At 51.7% G+C, this 22765-nt stretch carries 24 protein-coding genes and 1 other annotated feature; of the genes, 23 read left to right on the top strand and 1 reads right to left on the bottom strand.

The features are described from left to right. The first annotated feature begins 256 nt into the window (after positions 1-256). The 21 genes from I2G61_RS15470 (at position 257) to I2G61_RS15370 (ending at position 17270) form a co-directional block, all read left to right on the top strand. Positions 257-961: an N-acetylmannosamine-6-phosphate 2-epimerase gene (locus tag I2G61_RS15470; protein ID WP_072682994.1), complete on the top strand. Its 705-nt coding sequence runs from the start codon at positions 257-259 to the stop codon at positions 959-961. A gap of 98 nt (positions 962-1059) precedes the next feature. Continuing rightward, positions 1060-1821 carry a PTS sugar transporter subunit IIC gene (locus tag I2G61_RS15465; protein ID WP_006057367.1) on the top strand — a complete coding sequence of 254 codons (762 nt, stop codon included), beginning with the start codon at positions 1060-1062 and terminating at the stop codon, positions 1819-1821. Then, entirely contained in the window at positions 1821-2672 is an 852-nt protein-coding gene (locus I2G61_RS15460; RefSeq protein WP_072682995.1) for a PTS system mannose/fructose/sorbose family transporter subunit IID, read from the top strand. Before I2G61_RS15465 ends, I2G61_RS15460 begins: the two co-directional genes overlap by 1 nt. A 57-nt stretch (positions 2673-2729) precedes the next feature. Beyond that, on the top strand, positions 2730-3209 hold the full coding sequence (locus I2G61_RS15455) for a PTS sugar transporter subunit IIB (RefSeq protein WP_072682996.1): 480 nt from the start codon (positions 2730-2732) through the stop codon (positions 3207-3209). A gap of 57 nt (positions 3210-3266) precedes the next feature. Continuing rightward, complete coding sequence (locus tag I2G61_RS15450) at positions 3267-4166, top strand: hypothetical protein (protein ID WP_072682997.1); 900 nt, start codon at positions 3267-3269, stop codon at positions 4164-4166. Positions 4167-4292: 126 nt separating this feature from the next. Continuing rightward, a complete protein-coding gene (locus I2G61_RS15445; protein WP_072682998.1) occupies positions 4293-4745 on the top strand; it encodes a PTS sugar transporter subunit IIA in 453 nt (150 codons plus the stop codon). A gap of 194 nt (positions 4746-4939) precedes the next feature. Beyond that, on the top strand, positions 4940-5668 hold the full coding sequence (locus I2G61_RS15440) for a hypothetical protein (RefSeq protein WP_072682999.1): 729 nt from the start codon (positions 4940-4942) through the stop codon (positions 5666-5668). 636 nt (positions 5669-6304) lie between these two features. Continuing rightward, on the top strand, positions 6305-6643 hold the full coding sequence (locus tag I2G61_RS15435; RefSeq protein WP_072683001.1) for a hypothetical protein: 339 nt from the start codon (positions 6305-6307) through the stop codon (positions 6641-6643). 51 nt (positions 6644-6694) lie between these two features. Then, positions 6695-6905: a binding site (T-box leader), on the top strand. A gap of 130 nt (positions 6906-7035) precedes the next feature. Next, the gene (gene cysS / locus I2G61_RS15430) at positions 7036-8364 is read left to right on the top strand and encodes a cysteine--tRNA ligase (protein ID WP_072683279.1); all 1329 of its coding nucleotides are present in this window, start codon (positions 7036-7038) and stop codon (positions 8362-8364) included. Beyond that, positions 8364-8771: a Mini-ribonuclease 3 gene (locus I2G61_RS15425; protein ID WP_072683002.1), complete on the top strand. Its 408-nt coding sequence runs from the start codon at positions 8364-8366 to the stop codon at positions 8769-8771. Before cysS ends, I2G61_RS15425 begins: the two co-directional genes overlap by 1 nt. Before the next feature lie 283 nt (positions 8772-9054). Further along, positions 9055-9783, top strand: a complete 729-nt coding sequence (rlmB, locus tag I2G61_RS15420) for a 23S rRNA (guanosine(2251)-2'-O)-methyltransferase RlmB (RefSeq protein WP_072683003.1) — start codon at positions 9055-9057, stop codon at positions 9781-9783. Between the two features lie 14 nt (positions 9784-9797). Further along, on the top strand, positions 9798-10436 hold the full coding sequence (locus I2G61_RS15415) for a sigma-70 family RNA polymerase sigma factor (protein ID WP_072683004.1): 639 nt from the start codon (positions 9798-9800) through the stop codon (positions 10434-10436). Positions 10437-10537: 101 nt separating this feature from the next. Then, positions 10538-10693 (top strand): 50S ribosomal protein L33, encoded by a 156-nt coding sequence (gene rpmG, locus I2G61_RS15410; RefSeq protein WP_020225370.1) that lies wholly within the window; start codon positions 10538-10540, stop codon positions 10691-10693. Positions 10694-10705: 12 nt separating this feature from the next. Then, positions 10706-10891, top strand: a complete 186-nt coding sequence (gene secE / locus I2G61_RS15405) for a preprotein translocase subunit SecE (RefSeq protein WP_072683005.1) — start codon at positions 10706-10708, stop codon at positions 10889-10891. 3 nt (positions 10892-10894) lie between these two features. After that, positions 10895-11443 (top strand): transcription termination/antitermination protein NusG, encoded by a 549-nt coding sequence (gene nusG / locus I2G61_RS15400; RefSeq protein ID WP_006057353.1) that lies wholly within the window; start codon positions 10895-10897, stop codon positions 11441-11443. 409 nt (positions 11444-11852) lie between these two features. Further along, entirely contained in the window at positions 11853-13754 is a 1902-nt protein-coding gene (locus tag I2G61_RS15395; protein ID WP_072683006.1) for a BglG family transcription antiterminator, read from the top strand. Positions 13755-13866: 112 nt separating this feature from the next. Continuing rightward, a complete protein-coding gene (locus I2G61_RS15390; protein ID WP_072683007.1) occupies positions 13867-14289 on the top strand; it encodes a PTS sugar transporter subunit IIA in 423 nt (140 codons plus the stop codon). Positions 14290-14292: 3 nt separating this feature from the next. After that, positions 14293-14763, top strand: coding sequence for a PTS sugar transporter subunit IIB (locus I2G61_RS15385; protein ID WP_072683008.1), 471 nt, complete (start codon positions 14293-14295; stop codon positions 14761-14763). Positions 14764-14781: 18 nt separating this feature from the next. Next, complete coding sequence (locus I2G61_RS15380) at positions 14782-15537, top strand: PTS sugar transporter subunit IIC (protein ID WP_195397757.1); 756 nt, start codon at positions 14782-14784, stop codon at positions 15535-15537. A gap of 12 nt (positions 15538-15549) precedes the next feature. Further along, positions 15550-16380, top strand: coding sequence for a PTS system mannose/fructose/sorbose family transporter subunit IID (locus I2G61_RS15375; RefSeq protein ID WP_072683010.1), 831 nt, complete (start codon positions 15550-15552; stop codon positions 16378-16380). After that, positions 16380-17270, top strand: coding sequence for an N-acetylmuramic acid 6-phosphate etherase (locus tag I2G61_RS15370; protein ID WP_072683011.1), 891 nt, complete (start codon positions 16380-16382; stop codon positions 17268-17270). Before I2G61_RS15375 ends, I2G61_RS15370 begins: the two co-directional genes overlap by 1 nt. A 144-nt stretch (positions 17271-17414) precedes the next feature. Here I2G61_RS15370 and I2G61_RS15365 read toward each other — a convergent pair whose 3' ends face one another. Then, on the bottom strand, positions 17415-18008 hold the full coding sequence (locus I2G61_RS15365) for a TetR/AcrR family transcriptional regulator (RefSeq protein ID WP_072683012.1): 594 nt from the start codon (positions 18006-18008) through the stop codon (positions 17415-17417). Positions 18009-18182: 174 nt separating this feature from the next. Here I2G61_RS15365 and I2G61_RS15360 point away from each other — a divergent pair, with 174 nt between their 5' ends. Both I2G61_RS15360 and I2G61_RS15355 read left to right on the top strand, forming a co-directional pair. Then, the gene (locus I2G61_RS15360; RefSeq protein WP_072683013.1) at positions 18183-20261 is read left to right on the top strand and encodes an RND family transporter; all 2079 of its coding nucleotides are present in this window, start codon (positions 18183-18185) and stop codon (positions 20259-20261) included. Beyond that, entirely contained in the window at positions 20258-22420 is a 2163-nt protein-coding gene (locus I2G61_RS15355) for a hypothetical protein (RefSeq protein ID WP_072683014.1), read from the top strand. The genes I2G61_RS15360 and I2G61_RS15355 overlap by 4 nt, the downstream gene beginning before the upstream one ends. The last annotated feature ends 345 nt before the right edge of the window (positions 22421-22765 follow it).

Below are 22765 nucleotides of genomic sequence, written 5' to 3'. Positions count from 1 at the left end.
CCTCCCTTGAATAGCTGAAATTGTCTGCCGTTTATAAAGGTACACCTTTATAAAAGCGCTTTCATGGTTTTATTATAACATCATCATTTCAGAACGCAAGCGCTTTCAAATCGGAACTAAATAAAATACCCCCTCGGTGGAAGAAGTTGGTGAATAAATAATTTAAATTTTACCTGTTTTAGTTCTGTTCCGCGCTCTCTTGCATAAGTTTTATAAAGGTGTACCTTTGCGGACACGAAAAGAGAGAGGAGCAGTTATGAATAAAGAGGAAATTTTTCAACAGATTCGAGGAAAACTGATCGTTTCCTGTCAAGCCAACGAGGAAGAAAATCCGTTCAATCCGCCAGAGGAAATGACAAGAATGGCGAAGGCTGCCGCGATCGGCGGCTGTGCGGGTTTCCGGGCGAATCGGCCGGAGAATGTGCGGATGATCAAAGAAGCTTTCCCGGATAAAGTCATGATCGGAATCTGGAAAGTCGTCACGGAAGGCTGCGACGTGTATATCACTCCAACGATGAAGGAAGTCGAAGTCCTGCGGGAGATCGGCAGCGACATCATCGCGGTGGACGGCACCGACCGCAATAACTGCAACGGACGCAAAGCCTATGAGCTGATCCGCGAGATTAAGGAAAAGTATCCGGATCAGGTCGTCATGGCGGATATCGCCACGATCAACGACGCCCGCCGCAGTGTGGAAGCCGGTGCGGATATCATCTCGACGACGTTGTCCGGGTATACCGAGGACAGTCTGGATCGCTATGCACTGGGCGCGGATTTTGATCTGATCGAGCAGGTCCGCAGAGAATTCCCAAATATTTTCATCAATGCTGAAGGTCGGATCTGGACGCGCGAAGAAGCGAAAAAGGCGTTTGAATGCGGCGCGGATGTGATTGTCGTGGGCACGGCGATTACCAATCCGATGAGCATTACAAAACGATTTGCGGATTATATCAAGAAGTAGGCATGGTGGGACTGCCTGCTGAATTGAATAGTAGAGGAGGTTGGGAAAACAAAAAGAGAGGGCAGGAATAAAGGAAAATCCTAGAGAGGAGGTACAATATGAATATTGGACTAGGATATGCTTTATTTGTTTCTGTTGTGTGTGCATTCTTTGGATGGACAAACTATGGCTTCGTCAACTTACAGACTACCAAACCGGTCGTCTGCGGCGCTTTGGTCGGTCTTATTTTGGGGGATTTAAGAACGGGCATTATTATCGGCGGTACCTTAACACTGGTTTACATGGGCGTGCAGGGCGTCGGCGCAGCGATTCCGGTCAATGCGACGACAGCGACGACGGTAACGACGGCGCTGTGCATTATTACGGGCGTGGAAATGGAAACGGCGATTGCGATCGCGGTTCCGGTTTCCGTTATGGGTCAGCTGGGCCGGATGGCCGCCTGGACGATCAACACACCGTTGATGCATATTGCGGATAAGTACGCGGAAACGGCGGATTACAAGAAGATGACCCGGCTGCAGCTGGTCGGCTCGCTGGTGTTCTTCATTACGGAATTCATCCCGGTCTTCCTGTGCATTTACTTCGGCTCCAGCTTTGTTACCATGGTCAACGAAAATATGCCGGTGTGGATCTCTGAATGGCTGACAGCCGCTACCGGTATGCTTCCGGCGTTAGGCTTCGGCATGCTGCTGGCGATGATGTACAAAGTCAAATACATTCCGTTCTTTATCGTCGGTTTCGTAATGTGCGCCGTTTTCGGCGGCTCGCTGCTGGCGATCGCGCTGCTGGGCGTTTCGATGGCAATCTTTGTCTTCTTCTTCGGTCCGCAGGGTAAACGGAGAAAAGGAGGTGCGATCTAATGACGGAAAACAGAATGGAACAGCCTGTCAACGATAACAAGATCATTTCGCTGGAACGCAAAGAATTGATGGGCGTCTTCTTACGATTCGCCTGCTTCCCGATGGTCACGATCAACTACGAACGTTTCCAGACGCTGCAGTATTTCTCGGCGCTGGCTCCGGTTCTTAAAAAATTATATCCAAATAAAGAAGATCAGATTTCTGCGGCAAAGCGCCATATGGCGTTCTACAACACGACGCCGGAATGGATGGGCTTCACGCTCGGCATGAACTGCGCACAGGAAGAACAGATCGCCAATATGCCGTATGGCGAGGAACGCACGGCGCTGGAAGAATCCGTCAATACGATCAAGGCGTCCTTAATGGGACCGCTGGCCGGCATCGGCGATTCGCTGCGGGCGACCGTTGAAGCGATCATCGGCGCGCTGGCTGCCGGCTTCGCGATGAACGGCTCGATCTTCGGCGCGATCCTGTTCTTTGTCTTAGGCAATGCGTACTACTTTGGAATTTCCTATTTTGGATTCTTCTACACCTATAAAAATGGTATGAAGGTTATCCGCGATATGAACAAATCCGGAATTCTGGACCGCCTGATGGAAAGTGCCACGATCCTGGGCATGACCGCCGTCGGCGCGCTGATTCCTTCCTGGGTCGGCTTCAAGCTGACCAGCGCGATTCAGATCGGCGATTACGTCTTGAACATTCAGCAGGAATTGGACAACATCATCCCAGGTCTGGCGCCGTTAGCGCTGACGATCTGTCTGGCTTGGCTGTATAAGAAGAACGTTTCTTCATTGAAGCTGGTCGGTTTGATCTTCGTCTTCTCGCTGATCATTTCCCTGATTCTGTGATCATAAAATAGAAAAACAAGGGCGGAATTCACTACGATTTGAAAGGAGAAATAGAATATGGCAGTTATTCAGTATCGACTGGACGGAAGAATGCTGCATGGACAGGTCAGTAACTTTGCGCGTGCGCTGAACATCGAGGAATTTGTGGTGATCAACGAGAAAACGGCGAACGATCCGACCCAGGTCATGCTGCTGGAATTGGCGGCGCTCAATGCCGAAGTCGATGCGGTTTCCCCGCAGGATGCGTATGATTTACTAACCGGCGATGAGCTGGAAGACTACCGCGTGATGGTTGTTTTCAAAGAGATCTTTGACGCTGTGGAATTAGTTAAACTCGGCTATTCCATGAACGAGATCGTCATCAGCGGCATGTACGCCAAAGACAATGAAAATAAGGTCAAAGCGGAAGCTTGCTTGTTTGTCGACGATAAAGATAAAGAAGCATTCCGTTTTCTGGAAGATCATGGTGTTCTGCTCACGCATCAGATTTCACCGGAATATAACAAAAAAATGGTTCATGATCTCGTAAAGTTTTAGCTTGCAGGGCCGACCGTATTCGTCGGCCTTTTCTCACCGGGAAAGGAAAGAAACGCGATGGATGTACAGGAGAATATGAAGGAACGCCTGCTGACGTTATGTCAGCGGATGGCGCGGCGCAAGAGCGCAGGTCAGAAAAAGCGCACGCTGCTGCAGTTAAGCGAAATGTTGGGAACGCTGGGCTACCGCACGGCGTTGATCGGGAAAAAGGGCATTCATGGGCAGCAGCTGATCGGCGGCGATCCGGAGCATGCCCGCCTGATTGTGGCGGCGGATTTCAATCTGCGTGAAGCCCGAATGATCCCCGGCCGGCAGCGGCTGCTTGATCAATCGGCGAACCGGAAAAATCAACTGGATAATCTGACGGTGACGTTGGTGCTGAGCGTGCTGCTGGCTGTGATGGGCGTGCTGCTGTGCATCGCGGGAACTAAGGAAGACGGGCGCTGGTATTTCTTCATCCTTGCGGCTCTGATTTTTCTAATTGCTTTCGGCTTGGGCCGGCGACAGACGGCGGGCAATGCCGGAAAGAACGCGGCGTTGTTCGCGATGCTGGAATGCGCCCGCACTTACCGCCATCAGCCGGTTGCGTTCTGCTTTCTGGAAGAAACCGGGACGGAGCTGGGGTTGCAGCAGCTGCGCGAGCACTTCCCGCAGGCCCGATTGGTTTATTTGAATCAGCTCGGCCGGGAAAAAGCGCTGTGCGTCATTTTAAAAGGGAAGGAAGCGAAGCTCTGTGAGCTTTGCGCACAAGCCTGGCCGGAAACTGTCGTTCAGGCAGCGGCGGAACCAGACGACAGCCTGATCCGCAGTTGGGACAGCGGCATTCTGATCAGCACGGCGGATCCTGCCACAATGACCTGCGAAATGCCGGGCGGCAAGTTCGACGTGCAGATGGACAGCGATCAGATTCGGGCCGCAGTCGGGTTGATCGGCTGGCTGATCCAGATGAATGATTAAACGGCGGACAATGCCTGAAGCACAAAGCCCCGGGAAAACCGCAGGATCAGAATCGGAATAAAGATGAAGGAATAATCAAGGAAAATACAGGCAGCCGAATGAAAAACAGACTGCCGGGAGGTAGAGATGAAAGGTATTTTGTTAATCAGCCACGGCCCTCTGGCCGAAGGAATGTTGAAAACAGCGGAGATCTTTTTCGGCGAAAACATTCCGCAGATGAAAGCGGTCGTTTTGAATACGCAGGATGATCCGGAGGATTTCCGCACACGGCTGCAGGAAGCGGTCAAGGAGGTCGACACCGGAGAAGGTGTTCTGGTCTTTGCGGATTTACTAGGCGGTACGCCGTGCAATCAGTCGGCATTTGTGCTGAACGAACAGGTTACGGTGCTGACCGGCATGAATCTGCCAATGGTCATGGAATGCCTGGGCATGCGCATGGGCGGTGAAATTTCAATGGAGACGCTGGAAGAAACCGCAAGAAACGGCATCGTCAATTTCAATACGATGCTGGAAGAAAAGAAGAAAGCCACCCGTCGCCGCCGCAGTAAGGAACCTGCGGCAGAATCGTCGTCCAATTAAACTGAATTTGAAAATCAGGAATCCAATCTGCCGCAGACAGGTCTTTGATTTCTGATTTTTTTGTGCGCAGCTTGTTTTAAACAGGATAAAATGGTTGAAAATGAACAATAATTTACTGCAAAACAGAGGGAAAAGATTGCAAGTCGCCTGCGTCGTGATTAAAATAGAAGCTATGTTTGAAAAGAGGAAACGCTATGAAGAAGAAATTTAATTGGAATTCATTTATCTATAACTTTGTCTTCGTCACGATGATCCTGTCGGTGATCTTCCTGATCATCCGGATCGCCTTGTCGCCTTCCGAGGCTGTCGCCGAAGATGTCCGTGTGAAGAGCGATTATCTGCTGATGCTGGTGCAGTGCATTCTGGGGGTTGTCGCAATGCGGCTGCCGGATTTTATCGAGCATAAAATTCAGATCCAGATTCCCAGCAACATGCTTCTGTTATACGCGGTCTTTCTGTACTGTGCGATTTATCTGGGCGAGGTGCGGGCGTTTTATTACAATGTACCGCATTGGGATACGATCCTGCATACCTTCAGCGGCGGAATGCTGGGGGCACTGGGCTTTTCCTTCGTCACGATCTTAAATAAGTCGGAAAAGATTCCGATGAACCTGTCGCCGGTCTTTGTTGCGGTCTTCGCGTTCTGCTTCGCGGTAACGTTGGGCGTCTTCTGGGAAATCTATGAATTTACCTTTGACGGTATCCTGCGTCTGAATATGCAGAAGTTCATGTTGGAAAACGGAACGCAGCTGATCGGCCGGGCGGCGTTATTGGACACGATGAAGGATCTGATCGTCGACTGTCTGGGAGCGTTGATCATGTCCTTTGTCGGCTACCTGTCGCTGCGTTATAAGACGGGCTGGATTGAAAAGCTGCAGCTGAAATGGCGCAAGGGCGCGATCAAGGATAACAAAACAGCGTAGCGGATCCAGCGGGCAATTAAGAATAATCGGGGGCAAAAAACAAATTGATAAAAAACCTTGAAATAACTCAGGAATGGAATATACTATAAGTGTAGGGACGCTTGAGAAAGCGATACCCATCGTTCGCTATCTCTTCATTGAAGGGAAGCGGTGGATAGATAAGTGCCGAGTATCTTTGTGGGATGCGGCACTTTTTCTTTTGAGTTCTATAATTTTTAAGATGCAGTCCAAGCTGGTTGTCAAAAGCTGGGCAACCGCCAGAATGTCCCTTATCGTTAAAGAAGACAAAAGTTCCATGAAAAAATTCATAGAAAGCCCCTCCTTTCCAGAGCTGCAAAAAACAAGCTCGAAAAACAAATGAATCAAAAGAAAGATCCATCCAGGACGGGCAGCCGCTTTATCAAAGACCCTACATCTTTAATATTGCGTAAAATTCAAAAAAGCCTCCTGAGAAAATGGAAAATGTAAAATTACTTTTGAGGTTTAGTAAAACTCCATAGAGAAGAAATTGATATTCAGTCAGTCTGCAGGATTGATGCGAGGGATCCGACGTCGAACATGGCTGATTCAGCGGGATTGTGATATACTGAAAATAAAGATAAAAACGCAGACCAGAAGGGTCGGGAGGTGGCGGCAATGAGAAGAAAAACAGAGATTCGCACAACCCGTTCCAGCGCGATAAGCAATATTATCTCCGGTATCGCGTTGATCTTGTTTGGACTTTTTGTCCCAAACCTGCTTCATCTGGATGGCGGAATGGGGATGGGATTTGGCGGACCTTCCATGAATCCGGCTCTGTTCTTCACCGCATTTGGCTTGATTGGAGGGATCGCCAGTATTCTTTACGGACTGATCGCACTGAAGCGCGGCGGTATTGCGGAACATGAGATTGTGACGGAGACGACGGACGATTCCCGATTGAACTCGGCCGCGGATCCGGCGGAACAATTAAAAAAAATCTTCCGCGGAATATGAGATGAAAAAGAAAGAAATTCTGAGTAAAAAGTGGTAGAATAAAAAAGAACAAAAAAACCGAAGACAAGAACGAGTAATCCGCAAACGCTCTGTCAAGAGAAGGTCTGGCCGGTGAAAAGACCAGGGAGCAGGCGGACGAATGCCTCTTGGAGGGCCAGCCTGAAATCCAGTAGGGCGGACGCAGCCGGCGTTAACGGAAGAACGAGCGGGACAGATCATTTCTGTTCAATAAAAGTGGAACCGCGCTTCAAGCGTCTTTTAAATCAGAGATGCTTTTTTTGTGGAGAAATCATCTTGTTGGCAGTGTGGAGAACCTGTTTGCCAACAATGTGGAAAGCGCAGAACAAAGGCAGTGAAATGAAAGTAAAACCAAGGAGGAAAAAGTGATGAGTATTCGTCTTTACAACACCCTGTCGGGGAAAATTGAAGAATTCAAGCCAATCAAACCGAATGAGGTCAGCATGTATGTCTGCGGGCCGACGGTGTATAACCACGCGCATATCGGCAACGCCCGCCCGATCATCGTCTTCGATACGCTGCGCCGTTTATTTGAAGCACAGGGATACACGGTTAAATATGTGTCCAATTACACGGACGTCGATGATAAGATTATTAAAAAAGCGCATGAGGAAAACGTAGCGGAAGGCGTTGTGTCCGCCCGCTATATCGAAGCCTATCAGAAAGTCCGGGAAAGCCTGAACACGGAACCGTTGTTCGCGACCCCCCGGGTGACGGAAACCATGGATGAAATTATTCATTTCATCGACGAACTGGTCAAAACCGGTCATGCTTATCAAGTCGGCGGGGACGTGTATTTCCGCGTCGGCAGCGTGCCTTCCTATGGAAGCTTTTCGAAACAGAACCTGGAAGACCTGCAGGTCGGGGCGCGGATTGAGGAAAACACAAAAAAGGAAAATCCGCTGGACTTTGCTTTGTGGAAAGAAACCGATATGGGCATCAAGTGGCAGTCGCCGTGGGGCGAAGGACGGCCGGGCTGGCATACGGAATGCGTCGTTATGATCCACAAGGAATTTGGCGATCAGATCGACATTCACGGCGGCGGAATGGATTTGCGCTTCCCGCATCATGAAAACGAAGTCGCCCAGTCGCAGGCGCTGTTCCACAATTCCATCGCGCATTACTGGCTGCACAACGCGATGATCAATATCAACGGCGAAAAAATGTCGAAGTCGCTGGGCAACGTCTCCTGGGCCAAGGACGTCATTGAAAAGCTGGGCGCGGATTTAGTCCGCTGGCTGATGCTGAGCGTGCATTACCGCGGAGAACTGAACTTCTCGGATGAAACGATCGAAACCGCCCGCAAGGAACTGGACAAGGTCAGAACGCCGATGAAACAGGCGTATATCAAGAGTCAGCTGGCCGGTGTTATGGTAACCGGCTGCGACGGGGAAGCGGTAAACCGGTTTATCGACGCGATGAACGACGATCTCAACACCCCGAATGGCTACGCTGAAATTTATGAAACGGTAAAGAAGCTGAATCAGGCGCTGCGCCAGCGGGAAATCCAATGGGATCAGGTCGGCGCAGAAGTCGGCGCCCTGGAAAAAATGCTGGAAGTGCTGGGCATCCGGCTGCCGAAAGTCGTGCTGAGCGATGAGGATAAGCAGGTCTTCGCGGATTGGAACGCGGCCAAGGCGGCCAAAGATTTTGCCCAGGCAGATCAGAAACGGGTGATCCTGATTGAAAGAGGTTTGATGTAATGCAGCCTAACGAGCTGTCCGGAAGTACGCTGGCGTATATCGGCGACGCGGTCTGGTCGCTGTTGGTGCGGGAGTATCTGGTCGAGCTGGGCTATGGCCGGGCGAAGGATCTGCAGCGGCTGAGCGTGAAATTTGTCAGCGCCAAGGCGCAGGCCCGCTTTTATGAACAGCTGCATGCCGCAGGAGCGCTGAACGAGGAGGAAGAAGAAATCTTCCGGCGCGGGCGCAACTTTAAAAGCGGCAGTGTTCCGAAAAACACCGACGTGCAGATCTACCGGATTTCAACCGGGTTTGAAGCGCTGACCGGGTGGTGGCATCTGACCGGGCAGGCGCAGCGGCTGCGTGAAGTGTGGGAACAGGTCAGAGAAACGGTCGCTCTTGATTTCAATCCGGCAGTGAAAAATTAAGTCAGCAGAACAAAGTTCAAAAACGTTCGTTTTCGATCCGGAGAACGGACGTTTTCTAATCAAATGAAACAATGCCGCGAGGAAATGAGATAAAAATACGGGAAAAGAAAATGGAACCAACAGACAGGGTGAACGGAACGCTTGAATATCTTTGTTGAAGCTTTGCCCTGATCCGATTGCATTTCCTGATAACTCATTGTATAAATAAAGAAGCCGTTTCAGGAGTATGAAACGATTTGGAATAAAATTGGGACAATTCCAGGACGAAACAGGAGGTCGAAGTATGGCACAATGGATTTATGGGAAAAACGCAGCAATGCAGATCCTGAAAAGCAAGAAAAAAATTGAAAAAGCGCTCGTTGCTGAAGGGACGAAGTTTCCGGAAGCGGAAGCGTTATTGAAAAGCCGCAGAATCCCTGTTCAGCGGGTCAGCCGCCGGGAATTGGATAAGTGCTGCATGGATACGCACCATCAGGGGATCGCGCTGTATTGCGAGGATTACAAAACAGTCAGCGTGGACGAAATGCTGAACCGCATTCCAAGCGGCAAGCTGGGCACGATCGTCGTTCTGGACGAACTGGAAGATCCGCACAATCTGGGCGCGGTGCTGCGGACCTGCGACGCGGTCGGCGCTGACGGCGTGATCCTGCGCAAGAACCGCTCGGTATCGCTGAACTCGACGGTCGCCAAAGTATCCACCGGCGCAATCGAAACGGTACCGGTGGCGATGGTCGCCAATCTGACCCAGACGCTCAGGCAGCTGAAAGAAAAGGGCTATTGGGTTTACGGTACGGATATGCGCAATGCCCAGGATTACCGCCAGCCGGCTTTTGATACGTCCGTGGCGCTGGTGATCGGCTCGGAGGGAAAAGGCATTTCCCGGCTGGTCAAAGAAGAATGTGACGTGATGCTGACGCTGCCGATGGAAGGCACGATTTCCTCATTGAACGCTTCGGTCGCCTGCGCTGTCTTGCTTTATCAGATCCATGCGAAACGTTTCCCTCTGAAATAACAGGAGGATAGACGATGTGTGAGGAAGTGTCCACAGACAACGAACTGCTTTATATGATCCGCCAACAGGACGACTGGGCGGTGGAGAATCTGCTGAACAAATACAAGCCGATGATCTGCGGGATGATTTTCAAGCTCTCTCAGCTGGACAGCTGCTCGGTTTCCAGCGAGGCATACAAGGAAGATCTTGAGCAGGAAAGCCGGATGATGCTGATCGGCGCCGCGGAGAATTACCGGGAAGATTATCCCTGCTCCTTTAAAACCTATTTGCAGAATTGTCTGCGGAAGCGCCTGCTGACGATTTACCGGCATTCTCAATGTTCCAGCGACGCCGCGTTTTATGCCTGCGATTCGCTGGATACGGTGGTCGGCGAGGACCGGGGAATGTATAAGGCGGACACGCTGGCCTCCAACGACCGGTTCTTTGACCCTGTCTATCGCTTCACCTTAAACGAAGCGGCGAAGCAGGTAAAACAGCTGCGGCGCTACTTCACGCCGAAGGAATGGCAGATTCTGTGTCTGTCGCTGGACAACACATCCTATCAGGAAGCTGCGGCGATTTTAAACATCTCCCGGAAAAGCTATGGCAATCAACTGGGGCGAATTCGCAGGAAACTCGAGCACATCCTCAGGAAATTTTCCGAAGAGGCTTGAAAAGAGCACGGGATGGTGCTATAATCCGCTTAAGTTAAGGGTTATTTGACGAACCCTTTTCTTTATGGTAAAGTGGATAAGCACGGTAAGGAGGGACCTCGATGGCGAAAGAAACAAAAGTGATTCTGACATGCACAGAGTGCCTTTCACGCAACTATGTTACACACCGGAATCCCAAGACGCATAATCAACGTCTTGAACTGATGAAATATTGTAAAAAATGCGGCAAACATACACTTCATAAAGAAACGAAGTAGGAGGATACAGATATGTTAAAATGGTTTAGTTTCAGCGGTATCTCCAAAGAAGTCAAGCGAATTCGCTGGCCGAAGAAAGAAGAACTGGGCGGAAATTCAGTGGAAGTTTTGATTTTCTGCGCGTTTTTCGGCGTCTTCTTCGTCGCCTGTGAGTTTTTCGTTTCCTTCTTCCTCAAATTAATCGGGATCGGAGCGTAAGTCATGACAGAGTCCAAGAAAGAATGGTATGTCGTCAATACCTACGCCGGCCATGAGAACCGGGTTAAGGAAAACCTGCAGCGTCGTGTGGACACGATGGGCATTTCCGATTATCTGTTCCGCATCCTGGTCGCCGAGGAACCGGAGATTGAATACAAAAACGGAAAAAAAGTAGAAAAAATGCACAACCTGTTCCCAGGATATCTGTTCGTGGAAATGATTATGACGGATGAAGCCTGGTATATCGTTCGAAATACGCCGGGCGTCACCGGATTTATCGGATCCAGCGGCGGCGGCGCGAAGCCGTTCCCGGTCTCCCCGGAAGAAATTGATTCGATCCTGCGCCGGATCGGCATGAGCGACCGCAAGGTCAGCGTCAATTTCACGACGGGTGACCGCGTCAAGATTCTGACCGGACCGTTCAGCGGAATCGAAGGCTCGATCGACGCGATGAACGACGATACTCAGACCGCCACGGTTCTGTGCATCCTGTTCGGCCGTGAAACGCCGACCGAGATCGCGTATAACGATCTGGAAAAAGTTGAACTGTAAATATCGAAAGAAGCAGTCCTGAATTCAGGGCTGTTTTTTTATTGCCTGTCCCCCTTTCAAGCATTTCTTCGCGGCGAGGCGCGGAAGCCGGAAATTCGTTGTTTCCGGTTTTTATTATGCCTGCGAAGAGGGTTAACGCCTGAATGGAAACCGCAAGGAAAACGTTTGACGCTTGCAGGAAACACCCTCGTTTTTTTCTGCACGGTATTTCGTGCAAAACCTCAAAAACCAGATTGCACGAATCAACGATTCCGCAGCCCGCTTATGCTAAGATGAAGCCGGAAAGGAGAACGCTTATGACACTACTTTATTTCATCGTTTCTCCCCGGGGCTTAAATCCATGGCCGCAAAAAAGCCGCTGCTGGAATGACCCCGGTCAGCTTGCGGTCCCGGCGCCGTCGGTCCGCTTATGTTAACGCAGCGGCAGCAGGGAATCGTGCGCTGGCTGGCGGACAACTGCGGTCAGTTTCATTCCGCCGCCGCGCTGGCCCAAATCAGCGGCGTCAGCGTGCGCACTGTGAAAAGCGAGATCGCGGCGATCCGTCAGGAAATTAATTCGTCAGCCGTGATGGAATTGATCGCGGTACCTTCCAAGGGCTACCAGCTTTTAATTCATGATCCGCAGCAGGCCGCACTCTTACTGAAACACATTCAGAACCCGCCGCAAAGCGCTTCGCTGAACGAACAGCCGATGCGGATTAAAATCATTTTGCTGAAGCTGCTCGATCACACCGGCTATGTGCGCAAGCGCTGGCTTCTGCAGCAGCTGAACATCTCGGACTCCACGCTGTATCTTGACTTGAAAGCCGTTCGGAAAATCCTTGTCCAATACAATCTGGAACTGACCTATCGCTCCGGCAGCGGATATCGGATTGAAGGACTGGAACAGGACAAGCGAACCTGTCTGGCCCGCGAAGATATTTATTCGCTGACGGAAGAGACCCATGAAACAAAAGCCAATCTGAAACGAATCACGGAGCTGAAAGAATTGCTTGTGGAAATCTTCCTTGAAAATGAATATAAAATCAGCGAAGTGCTGCTGGAAAGTCTGATCATCCATCTGCTTCTGACGCTGCAGCGGATTGAAAAAGGCTATTTCATTGAAGTCGGATCGACTAAGCGCAGCGTGACGGAAAAGGAAACGAAGATCGCCCGCGATATCCTGCGCCGCTGCACAACGGTGCCCGGCAGCCGGTTAGGCGAGGAGATCAATTATCTGGCCATCAATCTGCGCGGCAAGCGGGATTACGACGACTTTGCGGGCGTTTCGGAAGAGATCAATGTGTTCATCATGGATTCGCTGGAGAAAATCCACGTCGAATACGGCGTTGACTTCACCCGCAGCATTGATCTGAAAATCGCGCTGGCGCTCCATTTTGTGCCGCTGCTTTCGCGCATGCAGAACAACCGTCAGCTGAAAAATGTGCTGTTGACGGAAATCAAGCAGACCTTCCCGTTTGCCTTTGACATTGCCAATTATTTCAGCCTGTTGATCGACGATCATTATCACGTGCGCATCAGCGAGGATGAAGCGGCGTATTTCACGCTGTATTTCAATTACGGACTGGAAAACATCACGATGAATTCGGAAGGCAAGAAAATTCTGGTCATCAGCAGTCTCAAGCCGAGCGAAACGATTCTGCTGCGGCAGAAGATCGATCAATGGTTCCGCAGGCAGCTGCTTCAGCTTGATTTTGTGAATCCGCTGGATCTGAGCCGGATTGATCCGGCTAGCTACGACGCGATGTTTACAACGGAAACCAAGGACACCGTTACCCGCGGAGCCGCCGTGCGGATCAGCCTGTTTCCGACGGAGAAAGATTTTGCCAAGATGAATCTGGCGATCAACGGCTACGACAGCGTCGATTCCATCCTGTCCCGCTTTTCTTTGGATCTGTTCTGGCATGGGGAAGCGCAAACACGCCGGGAAATCGTGGGGCGGCTGATCACGATGGCGTCCCGCTCCTGCCGTCTGCCGAAGAAATTTGAGGAACTGGTGCGGGAACGGGAGAAGCTCAGCTCGACCTATTTCGGCAATCAGGTTGCGATGCCTCATCCGCTGTATCCGATCACAGCGCAGACGTTCATTGCCGTGGCGGTGCTGGATAAACCGATCGTCTGGGATACCGGTCAGAAAGTGCGGATCGTCATGCTGGTTTCCACGGAGATGAACAACCCCAAGGCGTTTCAGCTGTGGCCGTATCTATCGTCGTTAGTTTGCGAACCGCAGCGGGTGACGGAAATCCTGCGCGAAGGATCGTATGAAAACTTCATCGCCGTTTTCCGGGCTGCGCTGCTTGATAAATTTTGACATTGCACGAAGCAACCGTGTAAAGGATAAAACGACGTAGGGAATTAAGAATGATAGAATGCAGATACAACCGATGATCTGCATTTCCTCATAAAAAGAAAGGAGGGACATTGTGACAGGCATTCTCATAGCGACGCATCACAATTTAGCCGGGGCTTTCCTCGAAACCGTGGAAATGATCGCCGGCAAGCATGACTTTGTGGAAAGCGTGGGTCTTTGCGCAGGGCAGGATCCGGAGGACTTCGGCCGATTGATTGCCGGCAAGATCGAACAGTTTCATCAGCGTGGTTATCAAGAGGTAGTGGTGATGCTGGATTTGTTCGGCGGCACGCCGTGCAACCAGACGATCCGGCTCTTGCGGACATATCCTTTGCAGGTGGTGGTCGGCGTCAATCTGCCGATGATCCTGCAGGCGGTATTGTCCAATCGTGAAGACGTAACCGCGCAGCAGCTGATTGCCATGGCGGTGGAAAACGGCCGCAGCGGCATCTTCGACGCCGGTGCGCGGATTCAGAGTTTGACAGAGGAGGAATAACAGATGAGTATCGTATTGGCACGCATCGACGACCGTCTGATTCACGGACAGGTCATGACGTCCTGGCTGAATTATACCGGGGCTAACAAAATTATTGTCATCGACGATGTTACGGCGAAGGATTCGTTTCTGACGATGATCATTAAAACGTTGGTTCCGGCCAACATTGTCACGCAGGTGACGACGGTGGCGGACAGCCCTGCGGTGATCAAGGGGCTGCAGGATCACGACAAGGCGATCATTCTGGCGAAAACCCCGGAAGCCTATGTGCGTCTGGCACAAAACGGCGTGACTTTGACCCGGGTCAATCTTGGCGGGATGGGGATCAAGCCGGGCCGTAAAACCATCTACAAGAATATCTCTGCCAGCGAAGCGGAAATCAGCCAACTGAAGCAGCTGATCGATCAGGGGATTCCGGTCGAGATTCAGATGGTGGCAGAAGATCCGGCGATCGATTTCAAACGGTTTATTTAATTAGAAGAGGTGATTGATGTGAGTATTTCGTTGTTTCAAGCCTTTCTGATGGGCGTTGTTTATTATCTGGGCATCATCGGAACGCCGTGGACAACCGTCCTCGGTTCAGCCAGCTTGTTTCAGAAGCCGCTGGTCGCGGGCACCCTCGTCGGTTTGATCTTAGGGCATCCGACCGAAGGCGTCATCATCGGTGCGGCGATCCAGCTGCCGTATATCGCGTTTATTTCAGCCGGCGGTACGATTCCATCCGATCCGGGTCTGGCCGGGGTGCTGGGCACGGCGTTTGCGATTGTCGGTCATGTCGATCCGGCGACCGCGATCACGATTGCGATTCCGTTCGGCTTGTTGGGCACCGTGGTCTGGGTGCTGCATATGACGATTGACGTCGCGTTTGTCCACATGGCGGATAAAGCGGCCGAACAGGGCGATCTGAAAAAGGTCTGCTTCCTGCACGTCGTCCCGCCGCAGATCGTGGCGTTTGCGATCAGCGTCATTCCGGTCATGCTCGGCGCGTATTTCGGTGCGGATTACATGGCGCGCCTGGTCGCAATGTTAAGCAACGACGTGCTGCATGTCCTGCAGGTCATCGGCGGCGTGCTGCCGGCTTTGGGCGTAGCGATGAATCTGCGTTCGATCAGCCGTCCCAACAGCATGGCGTTCTACATGATTGGCTTCATCTTGAGCGTGTATCTCGGTTTGGATACGATCGTCATCGCCGTGCTGGGCTTCATCATCGCCTGGTTCTACACCCAGCTGCAGAAAGAGAACGGTTAGGAGGAAATAATTATGGAACAGAATAAAGAACGGAAAACACTGAGCAAAAAGGACGTTGTGAAGTCCTTCTGGCGCTGGACCTTTTTCTCCCACGCCAATTACAATTATGAACGGCTGGCCGGGACGGGCTTCTGTCATGCGATGGCGCCGATCATTGAAAAGCTGTACAAGGACAACCCGGAAGAATACAAGGCGGCGGTTCAGCGGCATATCGAGTTCTATAATACGGAACCGCACTTCGGCGGCGTGATCAACGGCATGGTCATTGCGATGGAAGAAGAACGGGCCAACGGCGCGCCGATTTCCGACGAAGCGATCAACGGCATTAAAACCGGCCTGATGGGACCGTTTGCCGGAATCGGGGATACGCTGTGGCAGGGAACCTTGACGCCGATCCTGCTTTCGATCGGAATCTCGCTGGCGTCCTCCGGCAGTCTGGCCGGACCGCTGGTCTATGCCGTCTTGATGATGGGGATCATGTTAAGCATCGCGTATTATGTCTGGATGACCGGCTACAAGCTGGGCAAGGAAGGCTTGCAGCGGATTCTGGAAAGCAATCTGATCAAAAAGGTCATCACCGGGGCCAGCGCTCTGGGCGCGATTGTCATGGGTGCGCTGACGGCGGGATTTGTCAGCGTATCGACGCCGCTTTTGATCAACATTCAGGGTGCCGGCATGAGCGTGCAGACAGATATTCTCGACAAGCTGTTCCGCGGCCTGCTTCCGCTGGCGCTGACACTGGGCACGCTGTATTTATTGAAGAATAAGAAAGTCAAGGCGACGAAAGTCATGGCGCTGCTGATCGTCATTGCGGCCGTCGGGGCGATTATCGGGTTGTTCTGATGCGTGATAATTTAATGACCTTGACCAGCGAGGAGCGCAATCCCGCTTCAGTGAATCTGCCGCACATGAGCGTCGCGGAATCCACGGCGCTGATGAACCGGGAAGACCAAGCCTGTACAAAAGCGGTCAGGGAGGTGCTGCCCGAAGTCAACGAGACGATCGAACAGTGCATCGCCGCTTTGCGGCGCGGGGGACGGATCATCTTCACCGGCGCGGCGCATTCCGGCTATCTGGGCATGCTGGACGCCTACGAGGCCAACGCGACCTTCGGCACCCACGGCGAATTTGTTTCCATCGTGGCAGGCAATTTCACCGATATCATGAAGACTGACGGCAGCGCGGAGGACAGCGCGGAAAACGGCGCGCTGGATTTGCAGGCCCGGGAGGTTACGGCTAAGGACTTTGTGATCGGAATCAGCTCATCCGGCCGGACGCCGTATGTCATCGGCGCGCTATCCTGGTGCCAAAAACAGGGGATCCCCTGCGCCGGACTGGTCAATAACAAGCATTCGCTGGTCAGCGAGGTCTGCGATCGGGTCATGGCGCCGGTGCCGGGGCCGGAGGTCATCACGGGATCGACGCGATTGAAAGCGGGAACCTGCCAGAAGATGATTCTGAACATGATCACGACGGTGACGATGGCGCAGCTGGGCAATGTGTATGAGAATCTGATGATCAACGTGCCGCCGGTCAGCGACAAGATGCGCACCCGTCTGGCGTATATTCTGACTCAGGCGACCAGCTGTACGCTGGATAGAGCACGGCAGTTGTTAACAGAATGCGAATATCAGATTAAACCGGCCCTGATCATGGAGCTGAAGCACGTCAGCCGGGAAGAAGCGCAGACACAGCTGAACGCCGCAGGCGGCAACCTCAATCAGATTTTATAGAAAAGCGCAGCGATCTGAGGCGAAAGGCAGGAACGGAAAAAAAGGAAAACAACCAAATCAGGTAAAATAAACAAGCAAATCTGAACCATAAAAAAGCGAGGCTGACATTTCGATCGGCTTCGCTTTTTTTGCGTTATCATTGCTTCAAATCAAGATTTTTTCCACCATCCGGTACAGTGTCGGTTTCAGGTGATCAATCGGCGCCGGCTGTTCCTCGATGATCGAGGTGTAGCAGACCGAGCCGACCAGCTCGACGATCATGTAGATCATCCGGAACGCTTCGTCCCGGTCAAACCGCCGCAGCTGCGGATAATTTAACAATTCCTCCAGAATCTGCGTGATTTCCGCCTGATTGCCTTCGCTGAGAACCTCCATCACCAACGGCCATGAGAAATTCCGCTCGATCAGTTTCAGCACCGCTTTATTCGCTTTGAAATACTCGATGATCATGTCGATAAAGCACAAGACTGACGGCAGGAAATCCTGAATGCCCCGCTCCTTCGTTTTGGTATATGCGCGGATGACGATCTGCGAGCTGATCTGGATGACGAGATGCTTCATGATATCCTCTTTATCATGAAAGTACAAATAAAACGTTCCCTTGGCGACCTTGGCCCGATTCACGATATCGTCAATCGTGGTCTTGGCAAATCCCTTGGTCAGAAAACACTGATAGGCCGAGCTTAGTAAATCACCTTGTTTCTGTTCTTTCTGTTGTTTTAATGTACGCCGGGCCATATTCTCACTTCCTCAGCCTCATTGTAACATACCTTAAATCAGAGTCAAATCAAAATGACTAAAAGTCAATCTGATAGACAAATTCGCCGATCCGTCTATTGACCATCAGTCATTTCGGAGGTATTCTGTCTGACGTAATGACTGATAGTCATTTGAAAGGGAGAGTGATCTGCAGTGAGGAAAATTGCAGAACAGATCGTAAAAAAACGAATTCTGATTCTGGCGCTGGCGACGGTGCTGTTGGTTCCGTCGTTGATCGGCTATATCAACACCCGCATCAATTATGATATTTTGAGCTATTTGCCGGATCAGCTGGATTCCATCGAGGGCCAGGACATCCTGGATCAGGAATTCCATTCCGCCAGTATGGCGATTGTTACCGTTGAAAACATGGAAAAGAAACAGGTCGATCGGATCGCGGACAAAATCCGCGCGATCGACGGCGTCCGCGACGCGATGGGGCTGGGGGATTTCTTACAGACCATGCCTTCGGAAATGATTCCGGAAGACTTGCGGAAAATGCTGGATAACGGCGACTGCCAGCTGATGATGGTCACGTTTGAAGAAGGCAACGGATCCGACCGGACGCTGAAGGCCGTCGACGAGATTAAATCGCTGATGAATTCCCAGATGTTCTTAGGCGGTCTGGCGGCCGTCATCAACGACACGAAAATGTTGATCGAACAGGAACTGCCGCTGTATGTGGCGGTTGCGGTCGGATTATCCTTAGTCGTTTTATTTCTGGGCTTACGTTACAGCGTGGCGCCGTTCATCTTCTTATTGGGGATCCTGTACGCCGTGCTGTATAACTTCGGAACCAATATTTTCTTAGGCGAGGTTTCCTATATCACCTCCGCTCTGGCGGCGATCCTGCAGCTGGCGGTGTCGATGGACTTCTCGATCTTCTTGTTGGAACGCTATGACGAGGAACTGCACAAGGGATTGAAAAGTCAGGAAGCGATGACCGAAGCAGTCGTCAACACCTTTACCGCGATCAGCGCCAGTTCGCTGACCACAATCGCCGGATTCCTGGCGATGTGCATCATGGATTTGAAGCTGGGCACCGATATGGGCGTCGTCATGGCGAAGGGTGTTGTGCTGGGCGTGTTCTCCGCGGTGGTGATTCTGCCGGCTCTGATTCTGGTCTTCGATAAACCGATTCACAAACATAAGCACAAGGTTTTAATTCCCAAGCTGCAAGGCGTTGCCAACTTTACGACAACCCACTATAAAGGCATTCTGATCGCTGCCGTCGCGCTGTTGATTCCGTTTGCGGCGGCGCAGAAAAAAACCGACGTGTACTACAACCTGCTGGACTCGCTGCCGCAGGATCTGACGTCCACCGCCGGCACACAGAAGCTGCGCGATGAATTCGACATGCCGACGACCAACTTCATCCTCGTCAGCGATCAGCTCAGCAGCACGCAGATGGACGCGGTGCTGGAGGCGATTGAAACGACGGATGGGATCAATTCCGTTGCGACATTAGATCGGTTTTTAGGCGCCGGGATTCCGGAAGAGATGCTTCCGGAAGGGATTCGTTCTGTCTTTAATGCCGGCGGATGGAAGATGATCATGGCGAATTCCAGCTACACCTCGGCGACGCATGAACAAAACGCGCAGATCACCGAGCTGGAAAACCGTGTCAAGGCGATCGATCCGACAGCGTTAGTTACCGGCGAGGGCGCGCTGAACCGCGATCTGGTGCTGATCGCCGATCACGATATTCAGATGGTCAACATCGTTTCCATTCTGGCGGTCTTCCTGATCATCGCGATTTCATTTAAGTCGCTGAGCGTGCCGATTGTGCTGGTTGCGGCGATTGAAATGGCGATTACGATCAACATGGGCATTCCTTATTTTCAAGGGGAAACGATACCGTTTATCGCCAGCATCGTCATCGGGACGATCCAGCTGGGCGCAACGATCGACTACGCGATTCTGACGATGACGCGCTACCAGGAGGAACGCCGGCGGGGCAAGGATCGGAAAGCGGCCGTACAGACGGCGGTCTATGCGTGCAGTTCGTCGATCCTGACCAGCGGTTTGAGCTTCTTCGCGGCCACTGTGGGCGTGTCGCTGGTTTCCAAAATCGATTTGATTCGCTCGCTGTGCGGCATGTTGGCGCGGGGCGCGCTGATCAGCATGGCGGTCATTCTGCTCGTGCTGCCGGCCTTGTTGATGGTCTTCGGCGGCGTTATCGAAAAAACATCATTTCAATTTCTGAATAAAAAAGGAGAGAAATCACGATGAATAAAAAAGGAAGTTGGCTGACGCTGGCCCTTTCCGGGGTGCTGGCGCTGAATCTGTGCACGCCGGTCCGGGCAGAGGACAAGCCGGATGAAGGCACGAAAAAGGAAGAAACCGTCTATGCCTTCCTGGATTGGCAGGGACAGCTGAAATCCGCGACAGTCAGCGAATGGCTGCATAACGAACAGGGCTTCCGCCAGACGGCGGATCAGAGTATCCTGGAAAATATCAAGAATATCAAAGGCGATGATCTGCCTGAACAAAACGGCACGTCGCTAATGTGGAATTCCGACGAGCATGACCTGTACTACCAGGGCACGACGACGGCGGAGCTGCCGTTAACGATGGAGGTCAGCTACCAATTCAATGGCAAGCGTGTGGATCCGCATGAGATCGTCGGCCAGAGCGGCTCCCTGACGATCACGATCAAGCTGATCAATCATCTGGAAATAACGGAAACGATCAACGGGAAGACGAAGTATATTTCCACGCTGTTCCCCTGCGCGATTGTCACCGATCTGCCGACGGAAACATTTAAGGATGTAAAGGCGGAAGATGGCTTGATTTTGAATGAATCAAAGAATCAGATCGTCGCCCTGGCCACGGTGTCGGGGATGAGCCAGATGCTGAAGGACTCCGACGTCAGCGCCCTGGATGACATCAAGGATAAGCTGAAAGATGAATTCGTGATCACGGCGAATGTGGAAAACTTTGAAATGCCGTCGATCATTCTGGCTGCGGCCGGGACTTCCAATCTGGAAGACAAGGAGATCGACCGCAGTGATCTCGATAAGCTGACTGACGGCGTCGATGATCTGAAGGACGCCACGGCGAAGATTTTAGACGGCACGGTGCAGCTGCATGACGCGAATATCGAACTGAATGATAAGATGGGAGAATTCCAGTCAAAATACAAGGAATTCTCAGATGGGTTAAATACTGCCGTGACTTCGTCGAAGGAGCTGAAGGAAGGGGCGCAGAAGCTGTCGGATGGCGTTGGTCAGATTCAGACGCAGTTAACGGCGATGCTGCAGAAATACAACCTGACGGACGAACAGCTGATGGGACTGCTTCAACAGCTGAACGGCAGCCTGACACAGCTGCAGGGCGCTTCGGCGTTAATGGAACAGCTGGCCGGCAGCATGCAGGCGCTGGCAACGATGCCGCAGGCAACCGGCGACGCGATTCGGGCGGCCGGTCAGAGCGATGAATTTAACAATACCTGGGCTGCCGTGACCGAGCAGGTCAGAGCGGGCGTTAAGCAGAACTTGCCGGCGGTGAACGTGGAAATGGATCAGAACGCGTTAGTCTCCGCGATTGGCTCTGCGCTGGCGGAACAGGGGGTGGCCGAGGAAGAAATTCCGGGCTTAACCCAGGCGATTGCGGGAAAAGTCGGCGAACAGCTGAATGCCCAGCTGGGCAGCGCGCAGGAAAGGATCGCGGCCGGCTTGGGTCAGGCGGTAGATGCCGGCGTCGATACGATGAGTGGTTATGGCAAGCAGGCGGCGGTGGGAACGGTTGATCAGATCGCTCAAACCGTGCAGGATACAATGAGCGCCAAGGTTCAGGAAATGGCAGGCTTGATGAGCCAGGCGCAGCAGCTGACGACGGAAATGACGGCGATGATCGACAAGATCAACGGCATGATCGAACAGATCGGCGGCGTTGATGAACTGAAAAATGCGCTGGCTGGCTTGCAGCAGCTGCCGGAAGGCTTAAATGACTTGAAGGAAGGCACAGATCAGCTGGCGGCAGGAACCGTGGCGATGAATGCCGGATTGGATAAGCTGAACGGCGCGTCCGGGGACATTACCGACGCCATCAACAAGTTTAAAGGCGCGACGCAGGAGCTGGCGGAGAAAACCGGCGAATTGAACGACGGCGTTGATGAATTCAGCCGTGAGGGAATCGACGAGTTAAGTGGGAAAGTCACCGATGCGATGGACGATCTGAACGATGTGCTCGATACCGCGAAAGCGGCGCTGGATCAGTCGAAGGAATACCGCAGCTACGCCGGCGCCGCGGACACGATGGAAACTTCGGTGAAGTTCATCATGAAGACGGATGAAATCAAGTTGCCGGAGGAAAAAACAACGGTGGTGGAAACAAAGACGGAAGTGAAGACTTCTTTCTGGGATCGGGTAAAGAATTTATTCCATTAATAGATATGAAAGCTTAAGGAAATACACAAGGAAATCGGACAGCCATGTTCAATTTCCTTTTTTCTTTTCTGTGAGGATTAAGGGGGAGGTCTTAAGGGAGAAATTGTTCTTCGTTTACTATGAAATCTGAGGGAACCTGTTTAAAAGTCGTTCTTCTATAGAAAGGGGAAGCGAAGGAAGGGGATTGATAACGCCGGCAGAGTCTCGAAAAATCCTGAACTGAATGAAACACTTTTCATAAAAATTTTTAATTTATAGCAATTTATGTCAAATTTCATCAAAATAAACAAGGCTTTTTCAAAAAAACCGCAATATTAGAAGTGATGGGAGATGAAAGAAATGATC

The sequence above is a fragment of the Holdemania sp. 1001095H_141210_F2 genome (assembly GCF_015558105.1).
Taxonomy (GTDB): Bacteria; Bacillota_I; Bacilli_A; order Erysipelotrichales; family Erysipelotrichaceae; genus Holdemania.
This window is presented reverse-complemented; position numbering and strand designations above follow the sequence as displayed.